Here is a 20,237-nt window from a genome sequence, read left to right as displayed (position 1 = left end):
AAGCTAAGATCGATGTATGGACGTCTCCCTCCATGTGATCCGCTATTTCTGCGTGCTCGCCGACGAGCTGCACTTCGGCCGCGCTGCAGAACGGCTGAGTATCACGCCGCCATCCCTGAGCCAGCAGATCAGCCGGCTTGAACAGCAGCTCGACGTCAAGTTGTTTGATCGCAGTCCGCGCAAGGTCGAACTGACCGCATACGGTCGTGAGCTTCTCCCGCTCGCACGCCGTGTGCTCGACGACCACAACCAGCTCCTCGCCTGGGGACGTTCGGTGAACAGGGAGCAGCGCGCGCCGCTGCTTCGTGTGGGAGTGATCGCGGCGGGTGCAGGGACGCTGACCACGGCCGCGATCTCGGCGACGTTGCAGTTGGTGCCGAATGCTCGCATCGAAATGAGGCGTCTCGGCTTCTTCGAGGTGGCCGAGGAACTCGAATCCGGTCGCGTCGACGTTGTCTTCGCGCCGTCCCCGATGCGTCTGCCGCCCAGAGTGCGGGTCGAGCCACTCTGGCAAGAACCACGGGTGCTCGTCGTGCCCGCGGATCATGCGCTGGCAGGACGGGAGTCGATCTCTATTCAGGAGGCCTCCGATGAGGTTTTCGTCGCGGCAAGTGGCGGCCCACGAGAGATCGTCGACTGGTGGGTCGTCGACCCTCGGCCCGATGGTCGGCGGCCCAAGAGAGGCCCGACGGCCGACAGCGTCGAAGGACTTCTTGAGCTCGTCGCGGCTGGCGCGGGAGTCAACATCGCAGGGGCGTCGGCGAGCAGTCACTACCGCCGTGAGGAGCTCGCCTATGTGCGCGTCGACGACATCGATCCGGTGACGATCTCTCTCTGCAGTCTTGTGGACAGTCGGAACCCCATGGTTCCAACGTTCCGAGAGACTGCATCGTCGCTGTCTCCGCTTGCTGATTAACCGCTTGGTCTCCACCTCGTCCCTCACCGGGCAGCGCCCTTCGCCTCGGTGCGAAGCACCTGCCATGCCTCGCGTCGTCTCGCCTGCTCGTCGGGGTCGGGTACTGGTGAAGCGGCGATCAGAACTCGGGTGTAGTGTTCTTGCGGGTTACTTAGCACCTCCTTTGCCGTTCCCTGCTCCACCACCTGGCCGCGATTGAGCACGACGACGCGCTGGGCGAGAAACTCGACGACGGCGATGTCGTGGGCGATGAAGAGGTAGCCGAGGTTGGACCCGCGCCGCAGATCGGCGAGGAGATTGAGGACCTGCGCCTGGGTCGAGAGGTCCAAGGCGCTGACTGCCTCGTCACAGACGACGAGGAGAGGTTCGGTGACGAGCGCTCGGGCGATCGCGATTCGCTGTCTCTGGCCACCGGAGAACTGCCGCGGGTATCGCTCGTAGGCGTCTCTCGGCAGTCCGACGGCGGCGAGCGCCTCATGAATGCGCCTTGCCTGCTCGTGACGCCGCATTCCGACCACACGCAGTGGCTCAGCAAGCGCATCGCCGATGGTGCGGCGGGGATCCAGTGACGAGTACGGGTCCTGAAAGACGGCCCGCAGTTGACCGCGCAGGGCACGCCGATGAGACGCGCCCATCCTGGTGATATCACGTCCTTCGAAGAGGATCTGCCCGCTTGTAACCGGCTGGAGGCCAAGGATCGCCTTGCCGATCGTCGTTTTGCCCGAGCCGGATTCGCCCACGAGTCCTAGCGTCTCGCCATGAGCGATCGTGAAGGAGACGTCGTTGACCGCCGGCGCCGCGGCGCGGCCATATCGGACGACGAGGTTGCGTACCTCGAGCAGAGGAACACGTGATGAAATCGTTTCAGTCACACTGGTCATGACTCTCCTCCCACGTGAACGGGCAGCCATTCCTGGCCGCGGTCGCGGACGTCTTCATGCCGTATACAACGCACCTCGCCGGTGCCCGTGACCCGCCGTTCCACGGCGACAGGAACGAGGCACCCCGGGCGTGCGAATCGGCAGCGGTCAGCGAACCGGCATCCGCTCGGCCATGACCCCGGGGCGGGAACCTGCCCGGGTATGGAGGCGAGGTGAGTGGCGCCAGCGAGCTCGACCACGGCATGCGGGTCGGCCGCGAGCAGCGCCATCGTGTAGGGATGCTCTGGTCGCATGAGTACGTCCCGCACGGTTCCGGTCTCGACGATCTGCCCGGCGTACATGACCGAGACGTCGTCGGCGAGGTCGGCGACGACCCCGAGGTCGTGCGTGACGAGGATGATGGACATTCCCCGATCAGCGACGAGGCCGCGCAGCAGTGCGAGGATCTCAGCCTGCACGGTGACGTCGAGTGCCGTCGTCGGTTCGTCGGCGATGAGAAGGCGCGGGGCGCCGGCGAGGGCCAGGGCGATGGCGACGCGCTGGGCCATGCCTCCAGAGATCTGATGCGGATAACACTCCAGAACGCGCGGCGGGTCAACGATCCCGACGTCGTCGAGCAGTTGCGCCGCGATGCGCTTCGCCTCGCGCCGCGGCACCCGACGCAGCCGTTTCACTGTGACGGACAGCTGCCAGCCCACAGTGAAAATCGGGTCGAGGGCGCGTGTGGGTTCTTGCGAGATGTATGCGATCTCGTGGCCCCGGACGCGCTGGAGCGCCTTCTCATCGGCGTGCGCGAGGCCGACGCCGTCCCAGTCGATACGACCGGACCTCACCGAGAGGCCGGGGGAGAGGAGGCCGAGCAGGGCGTGGGAGGTCACGCTCTTGCCGCATCCCGATTCGCCGACAAGACCCATCACGGTTCCCGGTTGAACGTGCAGGGAGATTCCAGTGACGATACTCGGGCCGTCGTCTACACCGATCACAAGGCGGTCGACGACGAGCGAGCCGTCGCCCGGCAACCCGGCTTCAGTAGGAGCGGCAGCATCCGTCGTGTGCTTTTTCTTCTTGCGTCGGATCGATACGAGGGGCGGCGGCTTCGCATTGCCGTCCCCGAGCACGTCGGCCAGCGCATTGGCAGCGACGATCGTGAGCGCGAGTACGCCACCGGTTGGCACCATCATCCAGGGCTGCTGGAAGATGAATTGTGATGCTGTCTGGATCATGCCGCCCCACGTGGGCTCGGGCGGCTGCGGACCGAGGCCGATGAAAGCGAGTCCGGCCTGGAGGCCGATCGCGGCGCCAAAAAGCAGAACGAATTGCACGATGACAGTGTTCGCCATGTTCGGAAGCACGTGGCGAATGCTCGCCACCATGGGGCGCACACCGTCGACGGCGGCAGCGTCGACGAAGAGCTGCTGATGCAGTGATTTTGCCTGACCGAAGAAGATCTTGAACATGGCGCCAAAAAGCAGTAGACCGAAGACGGCCATGACGAGTGGCATGTTTGTGCCGACCGCGGCGATGAACGCGAGGATGATGACGATGCCTGGAAGGGAGAGCACGATCTCGCTTACCCGGTTGACGATGTTCTCGACCCGTGGGTTTCGCGCGGCCAAGAGGGTGACCGGCACAGTGACGGCCACCGCCACGATCGGAGTGAGGGCAGCGATGAGGAGCGTCGGCGCCGCGGCGACGGTGAGACGAGCGAGAATGTCGCGACCGAGCTCATCGGTGCCGAGGAAGTGTGCAGCAGACGGGCCCTGAAGCACGACGGTGAGGTCTTGCTCAAGCGGCCCGTATCGGAGCCACAACGGTGCACTGAGCGAGGCGACGACGACGCCGACGAGCCACAGGATGGAGAGCAGCGCGGTGGGAGAGCGGAAAAGCCGGCCACGAGCGCGGCGCTTGTGCTGCCCGCGGAGGGCAATGGTTGTCGTATCAGTCATGATGCACGCAATTTCGGGTCGAGGAACCGGGTGGTGAGTTCGAGCGCGAGATTCACGACAACGACGACGAGGGTTGCCACGAGGACGAGCGCCTGGACGAACGGGAGATCTGCCGAGCCGACGGCGGACTGCATCGCCTGGCCGATGCCGGGCAGCGCGAACAGAACCTCGATGATGACGGATCCGCCGAACAAGACGATGAACCCGATGGCGATACTCGCGAGGATCGGCAGGCTTGCGCCTCGTAGCGCATGGACGTAGATGATTCGCGTGGTGGACGTGCCGACCGCTCGAAGGGTGCGCATGTGCTCCTGCGTGAGCGTTTCGGCCATCGACGCGCGCGTCTGGCGGGCGAGACTGGCCGCTGCGGTGAGGGCGATCGTGATGACGGGAAGCACGAGCGATTGGGCCCAGGCTTCCGGGTTATTCGCGAACGGCACGTAGCCGGTCGCCGGGAGAATTCTCATTGTCACAGCAAAGACGTAAACGAGCAGCACACCGACCCAGAACGCCGGGAGGGAGAGCATGATGCCGGTGACGACCGTGATGAATCTGTCTACGCCGCCGCCGCGAACTGCGGCTGTGACGCCGAGCGCAATGCCGATCACCGTACTCACGAGCGTGCCGAGTACTGCGAGCGCTGCGGTCACCGGCAGTCGCTTCGATATATCGGCGGCGATGTCGCGCCCGTCGATCAGTGAGACCCCGAGATCTCCCTGCAGCACCTGACCGACCCAGTGCGCGTACTGGACGATCCAGGGGTCGTACCAGCCGATCTTCTGGTTATAAGCGACGACCTGTTCGGGCGTCGCGGACTGTCCGAGCGCGACGCCTCCGGGTGTCGACCCTGAGGCGTGGACGAGAATGAACGCGACGAACGTCGCGACCAGCAGCGTGAGGATCGCAAATGCGATGCGTTTCAGGATGAATGTGAACATAATCACTCCCAGTGCTGCGGTGCCGCCGGAATCAGCGGTCGGCACCGCAGCGAAGGATCAGGATGCGGGTTGGAGCGAGGTGAGGAGGGGAAACGCGTCGGCGCCAGGGAAGGTCGGCTTTGCGATCTTCGCCTCGTTGTAGCCCCACGGTGCGAGCTGTTCGAAGAGCGGGATGAGCCATCCGGAGTGCGCGATGGAACGATTGAGTGTTGACAGTGCGTCGGCCTGCGCAGCCTCATCGCCCATCGCCGCGCCCAGCGCATCGGCTGCCGCCTGGATCTCCGGGTTCTCTGCTGAGTGGAAGTTGGAGAATCCGAAGAGCACGCCGTAGACATTTCCGAGAGGGTTGGACCATGTCAGGGGGATCGGTCCGCCCAACGGGGTGGTCTGCACTGCGGCGAACGCTTCCTCCGTCGAGGCCGCATTCTTCAAGTTAACAGTGACGCCGATCTCGGCCCAGTACGGTTGGATTGCCTCGAGGTCCCGCTGGCTCCCCTGGCTGATGATGTAGTCGAATTCGAACCCGTCCGGATACCCTGCTTCGGCCAGCAGCGTGCGGGCGGCCTCGGGATCATACGCGTACTCATCCTCCAACTCCGGGATGTATCCGGGATTATCTGCGGGAAGGACGTTGGCCGTCGGAACATCGCCAGGGTGGACTGCAGCGACGTATGCTTCGCGATCGATGGCGATCGACAGGGCTTTCCACACCCGAGGGTCGCTCCACTGCGGAGCGAGTGCGCCCTTCTTATCGAAGGGCAGAAGGTTCTGAACCGTGCCGCCGTTTGCGACAAGCCCTACTCCAGCGGAATCGATCTGCTCCTGTGTGTTTGAAGTTACGTTTGCGACATCCACCTCACCGGAGATCACCGCGTTGACGCGCGCCTGCGTATCGATAATCGGCTTGAACACATAGGAATCGAACGGGTAATCGTCTGCGTCGGGGTGGCCTTCCTTCTTGACAAGCACATAGGAGTTGCCCTTCACCGTCGCTTCGGCATCGACTTCGAGCGGTCCGGAACCATCCGGTGTGGCATCGAGACTCGAACGATCGGCGACACCTGCGGGGCCCACGATTGCCCCGGTTGGCATAACGAGATTCGATTCGAACCCGGGGGAGGACGTCGTAAATGTGAGGGTAACGGTGTCTTCGTCGACAACCTCTACCGTCGAGATCTCCTGCTCGCCGCCCTCAGCGAAGCCGCTATAAGCCGAAAGATCGGGGTCGCCGCGGAAGTCGAGATTTTTCTTGACGAGGTCAGCAGTAAGCGTGGAACCGTCCGAGTACGTCGCCGAAGTGTCAAGATCCAGGGTGAGTTGAGTCTGATCGTCGTTGTACTCAAAGTCGGTGACGAGATCGGGGATGACCTTTCCATCTTCGTCCAGTTTGAACAGAGAGTCGTAAATGCCCTCGAAAAACATGCGTTGCCCGTTGCCATAACGCACGGGGTCATAGCCGAGAGCTGCCTGGTCCGAGTCGAGGCCGATAACCAGCTTTGAGGTGTCGACGGTGCCGCCACCGTTTCCAGTGGCCGAGGAAGTGCATGCACTCAGCGCGAGTGCGGATACGGCGATTGCCGCGATTGCGGCGCTGCCGCGTGCGAAGGGGGTGAGGCGGGACATCCTGATCTCCTGTGATCGATGTTGCGTGCGGACTACTCTGTCGTGGCACCTCGCCAGGGGAAGCGAGCGTGTCACCACTGTGAACCGGGTTGATGATTTTGGCCATGTGGATCTCAAGACGAACACGTTAGCCAGAACCTAACGATGCGGTGTGGTCCCCGTGATGACGCGGAAGGAGCGTAACTCAGTGAGTGAAAACAACTTTCATTGTTTTCTGTTCGTGATAGACCATCAGGTGCACGGCTTCGCCTTGCACGTCGTTCTTCAACGCTTCGAACATCTTGAGAAAGGCTCGACGATGACCCTTCCGACCTTCCCTTCCGACTTCTTCTGGGGCGTCGCTACGGCCGGCCATCAGAACGAAGGTGACAACGTGAACAGTGACACGTGGTTTCTTGAAAACGTCACGCCGACGATCTTTCAGGAACGTTCTGGAAAAGCGGCGAACGGCTGGGAGCTGTGGGAATCGGATCTCGACCTTGTGGCGGGCATGAACCTGACCGCGTACCGGTTCTCCGTCGAGTGGGCACGCATCGAGCCTGCCGAAGGGGAATTCTCCGACGAGGCGCTCGCGCATTACGAAGCTGTTGTTGACGGATGCCGCCAAAGAGGGCTAGCGCCCATCGTTACCTTCAATCACTTCACCTCGCCGCATTGGTTCGCGGCTCGCGGTGCATGGCTTGACGCCGATGCTCCTTCGCTCTTCGCCCGTTTCTGCGGTGTCGTGATGGAACGTTTCGGCGACCGGATCGCGCTTGCGGTCACATTTAACGAGCCCGATCTGCCGGAAATGCTCACGTGGGCGCATCTGCCCGAATTCGTCGCCGACCTTGAGCGTCAGACGCTGGAGGCGGCTGGCCGCGATGCCGGCGTCGAGCGTTACCGTGCGGGGAACGTCATGTTGCGCGAAGACTTTGCAGGCATGCGGGCGGGAATGACCGCCGCACACCGTGCGGCAAAGGCCGTGATCAAATCGCACTTCCCGGACCTTCCCGTCGGTCTGTCGCTCGCTATGGTCGACGACGTTGCTGGGCCAGGAGGCGAGGAGACTCGCGACCGCAAACGAACGGACGTCTACGATCACTGGCTCAATCTTGCGTGCGATGACGACTTCGTCGGCGTGCAGAACTACGAACGCATCGAGTACGGGCCCGATGGGCAGCTGCCGCCGGCTGAAGGGTCGATCCTCAACGGAATGGGCACTCCCATTGCCCCCGACTCGCTGCGTGGTGCGGTAGAATACGCGCACGCCGTGAGCCGTGTTCCTATTCTCGTGAGCGAGCATGGTGTGAGCACGCCGGACGATGACGTGCGCGCAGGCTTCATCGAGCCGTCCCTTGAGGGTCTCGCCGAGGCGATGAGGAACGGTGTGCCGGTGCTCGGCTACTGTCACTGGACGCTTATGGACAACTTCGAGTGGATCTTCGGCTACACGCCGAAACTCGGGCTGCACTCCGTCGACCCCGAGACATTTGCACGCACGCCGAAGCCGAGCGCTGGCATCTATGCGGAATTGGTTCGCGCAGCTCGCGGACTCTGACTCAGCGTTGGCTGAACTGACAGGGAACAATGCGCTCGGCCATCGTGTCGCTGTCGGGTGAATTCGTCGCCTTCTGAGAACGCCACAGCGCCCGACGGCATCCTGCACACCGGTCGATCGCGAGATCGACCCGACGCTGAGCTACCGTGAATGATGAAACGGAGGGCAGATGGCACGCGACGGCATGCTTGAGCGGGCACTCGCCGTGCTGGGCTGCTTCAGCGAGCAGGAGCCCGCGCTGACCACCGCGCAGATCTCCGAACGCACGGGCATCGCCCTCTCGAGCGCGCATCGCCTGCTGGCGTCGATGCTCGATAAAGGGCTGCTCATGCCCGTGCCGGGTCGCCGCTACTCGATCGGCGTGCGGCTCTGGGAGCTCGGCGAGCTTTCACCCGTGTCTGTGCGCCTACGCGAATGCGCGAACCCGCACCTGATGCGGCTCTACGAGGCGACGGGCGAGAACGTTCATCTCGCCGTTCTCGACGGCGCGACGCCTCAGACCTCTGCGGCGCTCTTCATCGGGCGCATTACCGGGCGGCAGTCGATTCCGACACTCAGTCGAGCGGGCGGCCGCGACCCGTTGCACGCGACGGGAGTCGGCAAGGCGCTGCTCGCCACTCGCGACGCTGCGTGGCTCGCGCGGTACTTCACCGGAACGCGCGAGCGCGAGACGCAGCACACCATCTGCGACGAGAGCGCACTGCGCGCCGAGATCGACATGGCGCGGGCGCGGGGGTATGCGACGACGCGCGAAGAGATGACGCTCGGTAACATCTCGGTTGCCGTCTGGATGCCGTCTGTCGACGGGCTTCCCCCGGCAGCGCTTGGGGTCGTCGTTCACCTGGACCGCGCCGACGAGCGACGGCTGGCTGCACTCGTCACGCAGACGGCACGCGAGCTGCACGCCGACTTGCGGGACGGCGACTGAGCCGGCATCCTCTCCCCTGAAATTCTCAATGGGTGAGAAATCGGAATTGAGATCTGCGCCGGAGATGTCACCCTTGAGAGCAGTATTGCCCACGCATCAAAGGAGATCACTGATGGCGAGAGATACCGCGCACGTCGCCGCACCCGAGTCGCTTCTGGCCTCGCCAGACCAGGTGTCGCAGTCGCAGATCAGCGACGAAATCGCGAGCGTCCACGCCGACGCTGCCTCGCGCGAGGCGGCGGGCGAGGCTGTGTCGCGAACCCTGCACGACTTTCCTCCCTACCGGTCGAGCCTGCTGCGGCATCCGACGAAAAGCCCCAAGCTTGTTGATCCCGAAACGATCGAGCTGTTCTCGCCCGCGTATGGTCAGCGCGACATCGCCGCGATCGAATCCGACCTCACTCTGCAGTCGACCGGGGGAGAGCCCCAGGGCGAGCGCATGACTGTCGAGGGGCGCCTGCTCGATTCATGGGGCCGCCCGATTGCCAACCAGCTCATCGAGCTCTGGCAGGCAAACGCCGCGGGGCGGTACATTCACCAGCGCGACCAGCACCCCGCGCCCCTTGACCCCAACTTCATCGGGGCCGGCCGCGTCATCACCGACGACAACGGCCACTACAAGTTCACGACGATCAAACCCGGCCCCTACCCGTGGAAGAACCATGTCAACGCGTGGCGCCCTGCGCACATTCATTTCTCGGTGTTCGGAACGGGGTTCACACAGCGCACCGTGACGCAGATGTACTTCCCGGGCGATCCGCTGTTCGCGCTCGACCCGATCTACAACACGATTCCGCGGCAGCGAGACCGTGACAACCTGATCGCCCGCTACAACCACGAGCTCACCGTGCCGGAGTTCTCGATGGGCTACGAGTGGGACATCGTCGTCGACGGGCCCGATGCCACCTGGTTCGAGCCCGAGGAGGGAGAGCGCTGATGACCGAAATCCACAGCCCCCGCGGGCCCAAGACGCACGAGCCCACTGCAGGGCAGACCGTCGGACCGTTCTTTGCGTACGGAACCGAGTACGACCGCATGCACCAGGTCGCCTTTCCGCACAGCCCCGGGTCGGTGGTGTTGGGCGGTCGCGTGTTCGACGGCGCCGGTGCACCCGTTCCCGACGCGATGATCGAGATCTGGAGTCGGGATGCCGATGGCGCGATCCCGCGCGCACGCGGAGCGTTTCGGCGCGACGACCACACATTCACCGGCTTCGGCCGGGCGTTCTCCGACGACGACGGCACCTGGGAATTCTGGACGCGTAACCCGGGCACGCTCGACGGTTCCGCCGCGTTCTACGCCGTGATCGTTTACGCACGGGGGCTTCCAGACAAGCTGCACACCCGCGTCTACCTCCCCGATGACGAGGCGGCGCTCGCCGCCGATCCGCTGTTGTCGTCGCTGGAGACAGACGAGCGCGCTACGCTCGTTGCAACACGCCAGCCCGACGGGAGCCTGCAGCACGACTTCCGGCTGCAGGGCGACAATGAGACAGTCTTTCTGCAGTTTGCACCGGGCGGGGAGGATGCTCGAGGAGAACGATGATCGACGAGGGACTGCTTGCGCCGGTGGCGCGGGGCCACGACGGCCCGGTTGCCGACAGCGCATTTCTCGATGCCCTCGTCTCGGCCGAGTACGGTCTCGTCGCCGCGTACGGTGACATCGGGCTTGCGCCGGCAGACGCCGTCGACACGTTTGCTCACGCGTGTGGGGTCGCCGATCGCGACGGCCGATCCGCGTCGGGCCTCGACGTCGGGCAGGTGGCCGATGCCGCCGTCGCGGGCGGAAACCCGGTGATTCCGCTTGTCGGAATGCTGCGAGAGCGGATGCCGCGCGAGCACCGCGTCTGGGTGCACCGTGGTGCAACGAGCCAAGACATCCTCGATTCAGCGATCATGATGGTGGCGCGTGATGCGCTGACGCAGGTGTGCGCCTCTCTCACCGAGGCCGCAGAGCACCTCACGCAGCGGGCGCACACGCATCGTGACGACGTGGCCGCCGCGCGCACCCTCACGCAGCACGCGGTGCCGACGACCATCGGACTGCGGTTGACGACGTGGGCTCGCGGTCTGCAGCACGCCGCCGACCGTCTCGCCGCGCTCGAGCTGCCCGCGCAGCTGGGCGGGGCAGGCGGAACACTCGCCTCGTTCGTCGAGATCACCGGCTCGGCCGATCGCGCCCAGGATCTTGCCTCCGCGTTCGCCGCCCGTGCGGGAGCGGTGGAGGCAGTTGCGCCATGGCACGTGACGCGGTGGCCCGTCACCGAACTCGGCGACGCGCTCGTCGCGGCGCTCGACGCGATGGGCAAACTCGCCGGCGACATCACAACGCTCAGCCGCACCGAGATCGCCGAAGTCGCCGAGGGCTCGGGCGGAGGCTCCTCGGCCATGCCGCAGAAGCAGAACCCGACGGAGGCCGTGCTCATTCGCTCGGCTGCCCTGCGCGCGCCGAACCTCTCCGCAACGCTGCACCTCGCCTCGGCCTTCGCCGTTGACGAGCGACCCGACGGCGCGTGGCACGCCGAATGGCCAACGCTGCGCGATCTGCTGCGCCTTGCTCTCGGGGCATCCTGGCATGTATCGAACCTCGCCCGCCATCTGCGCGTCGACGCCGAAAGGGCGGCGATGAACCTCGCGCGCTCTGGCGGCCTCGTGCTCTCGGAGCGGCTCTCGCTCGTGCTGAAGCCGCTCATCGGCGCTGACGCCGTGACCGCAATCGTCACGGCAGCCTCCGCCGGGGACGATCTGCGCAGTCTTGTGCAGGATGCCCTGACTCGGCACAACATCGATCGCACCGTGGATGACCTGCTCGACCCCGCCGCGTACACGGGCATCGCCGCGGAGCTCGTTGACCGGGGCCGCGACACTGAGGAGAGCCGATGACAACGCCGACAATTGCCGTGACCGAACCCGTTGGGCCCGACGGAGCGCCGTTCATTCTTCTCGGCCCGTCGCTGGGAACCTCGACGATCCTCTGGGAGCAGGTCGTGCCGCAGCTCGCGCAGAAGTACCGCGTTGCCGCGTGGGACCTCCCGGGGCATGGCGCCGCTCCCGTTCCTTCCGAGGGCTTCACTGTCGCAGACCTCGCCGACGCCGTCGCGACAGCCGCGCATGAGCTCGGCGTGCAGAAGCTGCACTATGCCGGCATCTCGCTTGGGGGCGCCGTCGGAATCGAGCTGCTGCTGCGGCATCCTGATCTTGTCGTTTCTGCGGCGATCATCTGCTCGGCCGCGAAGATCGGCGAGACAGATGCCTGGCATGAGCGCGCCGCCCAGGTGCGCGGCATGGGAACGGGAACGCTCATCGTCCCTTCGGCCGGGCGCTGGTTCGCCCCCGGCTCGATGGAACGCGAACCGCACCTCACGGGGCGGCTGCTGCACGCGCTGCGCGACGCAGACGACGGCGCATACGCCTTCTGCTGCGACGCGCTGGCCGCATTCGACGCGCGCGACGCGCTCGCCGACATCGCCGCGCCCGTTCTCGCACTGTGGGGCGAGCATGACGCGGTCGTCTCCGAAGGCGAGGCATCGCAGCTCGCCGACGGCGTGGCAAACGGTCGAACGATGCGCATCGATGGCGCGGCGCACCTGCCTGCCGCCGAGCAGCCCGCAGCCCTGTCGAGAGCGCTTCTCGACTTCTTTGACGAAAGGACGCCCCGATGACCGAGCGCGACCCGCGCGACCGCACCGCACAGTCAGACGACGAGCGCCGTGCGCGGGGCATGGCGGTGCGGCGCGACGTGCTCTCAGACGCACACGTCGACGCGTCGATTGATGCGACCACGGCGTTCACCGCCGACTTTCAAGACTTCATCACGCGCACGGCCTGGGGCGACATCTGGTCGCGACCGGGGCTTGACCACAGGATGCGGTCGGTCGCTGTGCTCACCGCGATGATCGCGTTGGGGCACCACGACGAATTCGCCATGCACGTCGCGGCGGCGCGGCGCAACGGTCTCACCGTCGACGAGATCAAAGAAGTGATCCTTCAAGCTGGGCTGTACTGCGGCGTTCCCGCGGCAAATACGGCCTTCACGCTGGCGTCCCGGGTGCTCGACGAGCGCGGGGACCTGTAGCGCGCTCCGGCAAACACCCGAGCGCACCGCCGGTGTGCCGCAGCGTCTCTCAAACGCCTGCCGTAGCGTCTCTCAAACGCCTGCCGTAGCGTTTCTCAAACACGTGCCGTTGCGTCTCTCAAACGCCTGTGCCTGCGCCGCTTAAGCACGTGCCGCTGTGCCCCCAATCGTGTGTCACTTTGTGCTGTTATTGCCCGCGACGTTTCCGCACAAAGTGGCACGCGTTTTTGGGGCTGAGACGGGGGCCTTCCTCCGTGCAGCATCCTGCTGTATCATGTTCGTATAACGCACGACTGTTCGCACAGCGAAAACCACGGGTTCGACGACGAAGGAGGAGCGGATGATCGACAAGACGGTGTCGTCTGTCGCAGAGGCGGTTTCGGGTATTTCCGATGGCTCAACGGTGATGATCGGCGGTTTCGGTCGAGCGGGGCAGCCCGTCGAACTCATCGATGCCCTCATCGACAGCGGTGCCACCGACCTCACGATCGTCAATAACAACGCCGGAAACGGCGACGTCGGCCTCGCCGCGCTGCTTGCCGCGCGGCGCGTTCGCAAGATCGTCTGCTCGTTCCCTCGCCAGTCCGACTCCTGGGTGTTCGACGCTCTGTACCGAGAGGGCGCCATCGAGCTCGAACTTGTTCCGCAGGGAAACCTCGCCGAGCGCATCCGCGCCGCCGGCGCCGGCATCGGCGGGTTCTACACACCGACCGGCGTCGGCACGACGCTCACCGAGAACAAAGAACACCGTGAGATCGACGGCCGCACCTACGTGCTCGAGTACCCGATCAAGGCAGACGTTGCGTTGGTCAGCGCGTTCAAAGCCGACCGCTGGGGCAATCTCGTCTACCGTGAGACAGCGCGCAACTTCGGCCCGATCATGGCCGCAGCCGCGACGACGACGATCGTGCAGGTCGACGAGGTCGTCGACCTCGGCGATCTCGACCCCGAATCGATCGTCACTCCCGGAATCTACGTCGATCGTGTCGTGGCACTTGGCGAGAGGCGGTGGCTGAACGATGGCGCTTTCATCGGCGGAGTCGACCTCGCGGGGCAGCCGCTCGAGAGAGCAGCAGAGACGGAGGATGCACAATGACAACGCGAATCAGCAGAAAAGAGCTTGCGCAGCGCATCGCTGACGACATTCCCGAGGGGGCCATTGTGAACCTCGGCATCGGCGCTCCCACGCTGGTGGCCAACTACCTCACCGACGAGCGCGACGTGATTCTGCACACAGAGAATGGGATGCTCGGCATGGGCAGAGCTCCCGAAGCCGACCAGGTCGACCCCGACCTCATCAACGCGGGAAAGCAGGCCGTCACGGCGGTTGCTGGCGCCTCGTACTTTCACCATGCCGACTCGTTTGCGATGATGCGCGGCGGGCACCTCGACGTGTGCGTTCTCGGCGCGTTCCAGGTGTCGCAGACCGGAGACCTCGCGAATTGGTCAACGGGCCTCCCCGACGCCATTCCCGCCGTCGGAGGCGCCATGGATCTCGCCATTGGCGCCAAGGACGTGTTCGTCATGACCGACCTGCTCACCAAGTCGGGCGACTCGAAGCTCGTCGATGCCTGCAGCTACCCGCTGACGGGAGTCGCCTGCGTGTCACGCGTGTACACGGACCACGCGATCTTCGAGGTGACCGCAGACGGGTTCGCCGTTCGCGAGCTCTTCGGCGACAATACGATTTCGCAGCTTCAGGAGCTGACCGGACTGACCCTCACGGATGCCGCCCGGCACACGGGCGCTGGCGAAGGAGCTCACGCATGACGCACACACAGATCTACGATGCCGTTCGCACCCCGTTCGGCCGGGCGGGCGGCGCGCTCTCTGGCGTGCGACCCGATGACCTGGCCGCCGTCGTCATGCGCGCGATCGTCGAGCGCACGGGGCTCGACCCGGCTCGCATCGACGACGTCATCTTCGGCGATGCGAACCAAGCGGGTGAAGACAACCGCAATGTCGCTCGCTTCGGGGCGCTGCTCGCCGGGTTTCCGACGAGCGTCACCGGCACGACGGTGAACCGGCTCTGCGCGTCGTCTGTCGAATCCGTCGTTCAAGGTTCGCGCGCCATCGAGACCGGGGACGCCGACATCATTCTCGCGGGTGGCGTGGAGTCGATGAGCCGCGCGCCGTTCATCGTCGAAAAGTCGAGCAAGCCGTGGCCAGCGGTAGGCAACCCGACAATGTGGAACACGTCAATCGGCTGGCGCATGGTGAACCCGAAGCTTCCCGAGCACTGGACGATCAGTAACGGAGAGTCCGCAGAGAAAGTCGCTCGCCAGTGGAAGCTCAGTCGTGAGGCGCAAGACACGTTCGCCGCACGCTCGCATCGACTCGCAGCGGAGGCCTGGGCGGACGGTGCGTATGACGCCGAGATCGTGCAGGTCGACGGCTACGAGCTGCAGCGCGACGAGGGAATTCGCGACAACAGCACAAGTGAGAAGCTCGGTCGCCTGACGGCGCTGTTCAGCGATGACGGGGCAGGAACAGTGACGGCGGGCAACTCGTCGTCGATCAACGACGGTGCCTCGGCGGTGCTGCTGGGCAGAGAAGGCGTTCTGCCAGGCGAGCCGCTCGCGCGTATCACGGGACGAGGCGCTCACGGCGTTGACCCCGACCTCTTTCCGATCGCGCCCGTCGAAGCGGCGAACACGGCGCTGAGGCGGGCGGGTCGAACATGGGCCGATGTCGATCTCGTCGAGCTCAATGAGGCATTCGCCTCGCAGAGCCTCGCGTGCCTGGCCGGCTGGCCAGAGCTCGACCCCGAGAAAGTGAACATTCACGGGGGAGCACTCGCGATCGGGCATCCCCTCGGGGCCTCGGGCGGCCGAATCATCGGGCACGCGGCGCACGAGCTGAAGCGGCGTGGCGGCGGAGTTGCTGTGGCGGCGATCTGCATCGGCGTCGGGCAGGGGCTCGCCGTCGTCATCGAGCGGTAGAAGACGGCACCATAGGCTGAAGGACGTTGCCTGCGCGGCAGGCTTCCTGCCGGCATCCTGATTGATTGGCGAGGGGCACGATGAGCGAGGCATCGATGAGCGGCACTGAGGGGGTTCGTCCCGATACGGCGGCGCAGCCCGATGTTGTGCAGTCGCTTGTTCGCGGCCTCGCTGTCATTCGTGCGTTCGACGCCGAGCATCCGCTGCTGACCCTCAGCGAGGTCGCACGTCGCACGGGCGTTCCGGCGGCGGCGGCGCGACGGTTTCTGCAGACGCTCGAATCGCTCGGCTACGTGCGGCATCGCGTTGCCGGCACCAAACGCTTTGAGCTGACGCCGAAGGTTCTCGAGCTCGGGTTCGGGTACCTTTCTGCGCTCTCGCTGCCCGAAATCATGCAGCCGCATTTGGAGGCCCTGTCGCAGCAGACGGGGGAGTCAGTCTCGGCCGCCGTGCTCTCTGGCCCCGACATCGTCTACGTTGCCCGCGTTCCGACGCGACGCATCATGAGTGTGCGCATCACGATCGGCACGAGCTTTCCCGCATACGCAACGAGTATGGGGCGCGTGCTCTTGGCATCGCTGACCGAGTCAGAGCTCGAGGATGCTCTCGCCGCCACCGACTTCGAGCAGCTCACTGCCGAGACACTCACCGAGGCGGCCGCGCTGCGCGACGAGCTTGCGCGTGTGCGGCAGCAGGGGTGGTGCATTGTCGACGGCGAGCTTGAGGCGGGGCTGAGGTCGGTCTCCGTTCCGGTGCGCGGTCGCGACGGCAGCATCCCCGTTGCTCTCAACGTGTCGACGAGTGCAACGCGTGATTCCATCGACGACATTCGCACGCAGCACCTTCCTCTCGCCCTCGAGGCGGCGCGGGCGATCGAGGCGGAGTTGCGCCTCTACTGAGCCGACAGCTTCCGTGTTGCCTGCGCCGCCCGCTTCCGTGTGTCCTGCCCCGCCCGCAGCGTGTGCCACTTTTTGCCACTCTGGCCTGGGGTTTAGTAGCAGAAAGTGGCACACGCTGCTGGGGTAGGCAAGCGCGGGAGACGGCACACGATGCTGGGGTAGGTAAGCGCGGGAGACGGTAGGCGCGGGCGGCGCGGGGAGCACAGAGGGCTAGGCGGGGAGCTGCGGCTTCAGCCGCGCAAAGAGCGGACGCTGCTGCTGTGCATCGACAGCATCCGTCACCATGCTCACTGCCATGTGCGGGTAGGTGAAGACGTGCGCGCTCGTGACCTGGATGCAGTACCAGCCGAGGCGCGCGAGCTCAGCCAGCGCGGACACGTCGCGCGAGTACTGGTCGGCGGTGCGGTGGTAGGCACTCTGGTATTCGATGGCGATGCGCCACTCGGGGTACGCCAGATCGACGCATTTCACCCAGTGTCCGGTCTCGTCGCCGATGTTGTAGTTGAGCTCCGGCTCAGGCAGGCCCGCATCGACGAGCAGGAGACGCAGATGCGACTCGGGGCGCGACCACGCATTTGTACGCACCAACGGAAGAGCCCGCCTCAGGAGGCTGCGTTTGGGGCGGCGTGGGCTCGCGGCATCGTGGAGATCGTGAAGTGTGCCGAGCGGCGGTGAGCCCATGTCGTCGCGGTGGTACGGGCCCGCGGGCTGCTTGTCGAGCACGACGGCATCGCCCGCGGCGACGAGATCGTAGAGTTCGAGTCGTGTCGCCAGCTGAGCCCAGGTTGAGGCCGGGTCGGTGACGCGATAACCGTTGTGCTCGACCACGTTGACGAGCCCCGGTTCGACGCGATGCGCGGTGACTCCCGTGAGTCGCGTCGGGCGCGTGGGATTGACCACGCTGACATCGAGAAAGTCGTAGTGCCGGCGCGGGAGCGGAATCTGCCAGACCGCCGCGGCGGCAGACAGACTGAGAAACGCGCCCTCGGCAAGCACCGGATACACGTGGGCGATGCGCTGAAGAAGATGCCGTTCGGAGGTCAGGTCAGGGACGATGGATGCCGCATGCACGCGAACTCCGCGAAACGGCGAGACGAGCTCATCGGTGCGCAGTCGCCATGTCGGCACGCCCAACGCACGAGCATCCCGCGTGCTGAATGCATCGGGAAGGTCGTTGGGCAGTGGGCTTCTGGGGCGTGACATGACTCCACTGTGAAAGATTGCGGCGCTCTCTGCAGAAGTTCTCCACAGGCGGTCAGTGTGCCCTTCCGGGCACGACGCATCGTCCTCCGCAGCATGCTGCATCGGCTTCGGGGACCCGACGTGTCGTGTGCCACATTGTGCTGAAATTTTGCGACGAATAAACGCACAACGTGGCCCGCGATTATGGGGCGGTCTACGCCAGGGAGACGGGAGTGCACGTACGGTGGGAGTGACCCGGTGAGAGACCACATGATTTACCCGGTGAATGCCCCAGCGATGCAGTGGCGCCGACGAATGGAGTTGCACGACATGGACGACGCTCTCAAGCAGCAGATTTCTCGCCGCATCGCGGAGGCGGACGACGAGCTCGTCGCGCTGTCGAACTGGCTGCACGAGAACCCCGAGACCGCGTGGCAGGAGCATCGCTCGTCAGCATCCGTCGCCGATGTGCTCGCCAGGAATGGCTTCGCCGTCGAGCATCCATACCGCGGTCTCGATACCGCGTTTCGGGCCGTCTTCGGTGACGGCGCATTCCACGTGGGGTTTCTCGCGGAATACGACGCGCTGCCCGGCCTCGGGCACGCCTGCGGACACAACCTCATCTCTGCGATGTCCGTCGGCGGCGCACTCGGGCTCGCCGAGGTAGCGGCCGAAGCAGGCATCACCGTCGAGGTGATCGGCACACCCGCTGAAGAAGGCGGAGGTGGCAAGGTCGAGTTGATCGAGCGCGGCGCCTTCGCCGAGCTGGACTTCGCGCTCATGGCGCATCCGGCCCCCGAGGATTTCGCCGACGCCCAGCCGTTCGCCGTCGCGCACTGGCACATCGCCTACAGCGGGCTGGCGGCCCACGCCGGGGCCTACCCAGAGCGCGGCATCAACGCGAACGACGCCTTCGTGATTGCACAGACGGCAATTGGGATGCTGCGACAGCAGCTGCCAGCTGGCGTGCGCGTGCACGGGGTGCAGACGCGCGGGGGTGAGGCGCCAAATGCCATTCCCGCGAAGACCGAAGGGCGCTGGTATGTGCGCGCCGAGACGACAGAGCTGCTGCTCGAGAGCGAGGAGCGCGTTCGCCGCTGCTTCGAGGCAGGCGCGCTGGCAACCGGCGCGCAGCTCACGATCACACCCGAGAGCGGACGGTATTCGGAGATGCGCGCTGACAACGAAGCGCTCGCCTTCTACACGCAGAACGCCGAGGCGCTCGGCCGCGTCTTCGATGTGGCACCGGAGGACGCGAGCATGAACCGAGCATCCACAGACATGGGTAACGTGTCGCAGATCGTCAACGCGATTCACCCGTTCATCGGCGTTGGCGGTGAGTTCAGCAACCACCAGCCGGGGTTTGCCGACGCCTGCGTCGGCCCGGTGGCAGAGCAGACGCTGCGCGACGGTGCGACAGCTCTCGCATGGACGGCGCTTGATGTTGCGCGGAGTCGGCGCTGAGCTGGCGCTGGGCTGTGGTCACGCTGCTGCGCTCGTGTTGAGCTAACGCAAGGAATTGCGCGGGGAAGAGACCCGAGAATGAACAACCCTCAAGAATTGGCCAAATCTTGAAATTTTAGCGTCAAAGAGCATTAGCATTCGAAGACACACCGTGAACGCGTGGATCGCTCGAGTGGGCTCACTCCCGAATGATCGTCTCGTAGCTGTACCTCCCTAACCCCGAGCCTGCTCATGTGTGGCGTTCTCGCGAGACGATGCAAAAGACACATGAGGCCCCCTTCATGAAGCACAATTACTCCCTCCTTGATGAGCCGTTGGATCCTCGACAGGCGACGTTCGCGCATGGTCCCGCCTGGGATCTGAGCGAGACGACAGGACGATACCGCCTCACCCAACGCGGAACCGTCGCCGTCTCGGTCATGGTCATCGCTCGTCGCGTCGACCCCGCGCTGCGACGTTTCCCTCCTGAAGTTCGTGTGCAGGCCGGCGGAGCTGAGCTGTTCTGCGCTATCGACCCGCGCTGGTATGGCTCTGCGGGCAGCTTGATCGCTGTTTTCGAAGCAGAGCTCCCGGGAATCGTCGAGTACTCGGCATCCGTCCAAGTGGACGATGCGACGGAGGTGCTGCTGCTCACGCACTCCGCATAGCACCGCGGCCCGGCGGCATCTGCGGCGACGCGGATGCCGCGGGGCGACGCGACCTCCCCACAACACGTGTGCCACTTTGTGCGGCTGACTGTTCAGAGCCGCACAAAGTGGCACGCGTGCGTCAGGACGGCGGTGCGCGTGCTGCAGCGGTGCGCGACGCAGCCGCGGCGTGCAGCAGTGCGCGGACGGCAGACGCGTTGGGCGGCGGGCGGCATGGTTGACGTGATCCTCAGTTCCGCCTAGACTTTCATTCAGCA

Annotated in this window: 19 protein-coding genes; 14 read left to right on the top strand and 5 right to left on the bottom strand. The window is 65.1% G+C overall.

The annotated features are described in order from the left end of the window. Positions 1-16 precede the first annotated feature (16 nt). Positions 17-916, top strand: coding sequence for a LysR family transcriptional regulator (locus HCR84_RS11675; RefSeq protein ID WP_166980824.1), 900 nt, complete (start codon positions 17-19; stop codon positions 914-916). Between the two features lie 23 nt (positions 917-939). Here the strand turns inward: HCR84_RS11675 and HCR84_RS11670 are convergent, their stop codons facing one another. The 4 genes from HCR84_RS11670 to HCR84_RS11655 are packed head-to-tail and all read right to left on the bottom strand — an operon-like array spanning position 940 to position 6,304. Beyond that, positions 940-1,797: an ATP-binding cassette domain-containing protein gene (locus HCR84_RS11670; RefSeq protein WP_166980826.1), complete on the bottom strand. Its 858-nt coding sequence runs from the start codon at positions 1,795-1,797 to the stop codon at positions 940-942. Then, positions 1,794-3,743 (bottom strand): dipeptide/oligopeptide/nickel ABC transporter permease/ATP-binding protein, encoded by a 1,950-nt coding sequence (locus HCR84_RS11665; RefSeq protein WP_166980828.1) that lies wholly within the window; start codon positions 3,741-3,743, stop codon positions 1,794-1,796. The genes HCR84_RS11670 and HCR84_RS11665 overlap by 4 nt, the downstream gene beginning before the upstream one ends. Next, positions 3,740-4,681, bottom strand: coding sequence for an ABC transporter permease (locus tag HCR84_RS11660; RefSeq protein ID WP_195706640.1), 942 nt, complete (start codon positions 4,679-4,681; stop codon positions 3,740-3,742). Before HCR84_RS11660 ends, HCR84_RS11665 begins: the two co-directional genes overlap by 4 nt. Positions 4,682-4,738: 57 nt before the next feature. Then, entirely contained in the window at positions 4,739-6,304 is a 1,566-nt protein-coding gene (locus tag HCR84_RS11655; RefSeq protein WP_166980830.1) for an ABC transporter substrate-binding protein, read from the bottom strand. A gap of 187 nt (positions 6,305-6,491) precedes the next feature. On the opposite strand from HCR84_RS11655, the gene HCR84_RS11650 reads away from it, so the two are divergent. The 11 genes from HCR84_RS11650 (at position 6,492) to HCR84_RS11600 (ending at position 16,687) form a co-directional block, all read left to right on the top strand. Next, positions 6,492-7,844: a glycoside hydrolase family 1 protein gene (locus HCR84_RS11650; protein ID WP_244972469.1), complete on the top strand. Its 1,353-nt coding sequence runs from the start codon at positions 6,492-6,494 to the stop codon at positions 7,842-7,844. Positions 7,845-8,013: 169 nt separating this feature from the next. Beyond that, entirely contained in the window at positions 8,014-8,772 is a 759-nt protein-coding gene (locus HCR84_RS11645; protein ID WP_166980834.1) for an IclR family transcriptional regulator, read from the top strand. Positions 8,773-8,884: 112 nt separating this feature from the next. After that, positions 8,885-9,709 carry a protocatechuate 3,4-dioxygenase subunit beta gene (gene pcaH, locus HCR84_RS11640; RefSeq protein ID WP_166980836.1) on the top strand — a complete coding sequence of 275 codons (825 nt, stop codon included), beginning with the start codon at positions 8,885-8,887 and terminating at the stop codon, positions 9,707-9,709. Then, the gene (gene pcaG, locus HCR84_RS11635; protein WP_166980838.1) at positions 9,709-10,317 is read left to right on the top strand and encodes a protocatechuate 3,4-dioxygenase subunit alpha; all 609 of its coding nucleotides are present in this window, start codon (positions 9,709-9,711) and stop codon (positions 10,315-10,317) included. The genes pcaH and pcaG overlap by 1 nt, the downstream gene beginning before the upstream one ends. Further along, positions 10,314-11,654, top strand: a complete 1,341-nt coding sequence (locus HCR84_RS11630; RefSeq protein ID WP_235940666.1) for a lyase family protein — start codon at positions 10,314-10,316, stop codon at positions 11,652-11,654. The genes pcaG and HCR84_RS11630 overlap by 4 nt, the downstream gene beginning before the upstream one ends. Then, a complete protein-coding gene (locus HCR84_RS11625) occupies positions 11,651-12,433 on the top strand; it encodes an alpha/beta fold hydrolase (RefSeq protein WP_166980840.1) in 783 nt (260 codons plus the stop codon). The genes HCR84_RS11630 and HCR84_RS11625 overlap by 4 nt, the downstream gene beginning before the upstream one ends. Further along, positions 12,430-12,846: a carboxymuconolactone decarboxylase family protein gene (locus tag HCR84_RS11620; RefSeq protein ID WP_166980841.1), complete on the top strand. Its 417-nt coding sequence runs from the start codon at positions 12,430-12,432 to the stop codon at positions 12,844-12,846. Before HCR84_RS11625 ends, HCR84_RS11620 begins: the two co-directional genes overlap by 4 nt. A gap of 340 nt (positions 12,847-13,186) precedes the next feature. Then, positions 13,187-13,942, top strand: a complete 756-nt coding sequence (locus HCR84_RS11615) for a 3-oxoacid CoA-transferase subunit A (protein ID WP_166980843.1) — start codon at positions 13,187-13,189, stop codon at positions 13,940-13,942. Then, positions 13,939-14,616 (top strand): 3-oxoacid CoA-transferase subunit B, encoded by a 678-nt coding sequence (locus tag HCR84_RS11610; RefSeq protein WP_166980845.1) that lies wholly within the window; start codon positions 13,939-13,941, stop codon positions 14,614-14,616. Before HCR84_RS11615 ends, HCR84_RS11610 begins: the two co-directional genes overlap by 4 nt. Continuing rightward, a complete protein-coding gene (locus HCR84_RS11605) occupies positions 14,613-15,788 on the top strand; it encodes a thiolase family protein (RefSeq protein WP_166980847.1) in 1,176 nt (391 codons plus the stop codon). The genes HCR84_RS11610 and HCR84_RS11605 overlap by 4 nt, the downstream gene beginning before the upstream one ends. Before the next feature lie 95 nt (positions 15,789-15,883). Continuing rightward, positions 15,884-16,687, top strand: coding sequence for an IclR family transcriptional regulator domain-containing protein (locus HCR84_RS11600; RefSeq protein ID WP_218043570.1), 804 nt, complete (start codon positions 15,884-15,886; stop codon positions 16,685-16,687). Between the two features lie 210 nt (positions 16,688-16,897). Here the strand turns inward: HCR84_RS11600 and HCR84_RS11595 are convergent, their stop codons facing one another. Continuing rightward, positions 16,898-17,890 (bottom strand): hypothetical protein, encoded by a 993-nt coding sequence (locus tag HCR84_RS11595; protein WP_166980851.1) that lies wholly within the window; start codon positions 17,888-17,890, stop codon positions 16,898-16,900. Between the two features lie 309 nt (positions 17,891-18,199). Between HCR84_RS11595 and HCR84_RS11590 the strand changes: the two genes are divergently transcribed. Next, entirely contained in the window at positions 18,200-19,333 is a 1,134-nt protein-coding gene (locus HCR84_RS11590) for a M20 family metallopeptidase (RefSeq protein ID WP_166980853.1), read from the top strand. Positions 19,334-19,614: 281 nt separating this feature from the next. Further along, entirely contained in the window at positions 19,615-19,980 is a 366-nt protein-coding gene (locus HCR84_RS11585) for a hypothetical protein (RefSeq protein ID WP_166980855.1), read from the top strand. Positions 19,981-20,237 lie beyond the last annotated feature (257 nt).

The sequence above is a fragment of the Paramicrobacterium fandaimingii genome, from assembly GCF_011751745.2.
Taxonomy (GTDB): Bacteria; Actinomycetota; Actinomycetes; order Actinomycetales; family Microbacteriaceae; genus Paramicrobacterium; species Paramicrobacterium fandaimingii.
Note: the sequence above shows the minus strand (reverse complement) of the source record. Positions and strands in the feature narration are given on the sequence as shown.